Here is a 353-nt window from a genome sequence, read left to right on the forward strand (position 1 = left end):
TCCTAGTGCCCGGTTATTCCGAGGTGCTTCCTAACGAAGTCAGTCTCAAGACCCGCCTAACCCGTGGCATCGAGCTGAATATTCCCCTGGTTTCTGCTGCCATGGACACCGTCACCGAAGCCCGTTTGGCAATTGCCATGGCTCAGGAAGGCGGCATCGGCATCATCCACAAGAACATGACCATCGAGCAGCAAGCTGCCGAAGTGCGCAAGGTCAAGCGTTACGAAGCCGGTGTGGTGAAAGATCCGATCACCATCGAAGCCGACGCCACCGTCCGTGACCTGTTCGACCTGACCCGCCTGCACAACATCTCCGGCGTTCCGGTGCTGCACGATGGCGACCTGGTCGGCATC

General features: G+C 58.9%; 1 protein-coding gene. It reads left to right on the forward strand.

The window, feature by feature from the left end; translation table 11 throughout:
- A partial coding sequence (locus tag KZZ04_RS18585; RefSeq protein WP_219423718.1) for an IMP dehydrogenase occupies nt 1-353 on the forward strand: 353 nt, incomplete at both ends.

Source organism: Pseudoalteromonas sp. CR1, from assembly GCF_019392235.1.
In the GTDB taxonomy this organism is placed as follows: domain Bacteria; phylum Pseudomonadota; class Gammaproteobacteria; order Enterobacterales; family Alteromonadaceae; genus Pseudoalteromonas.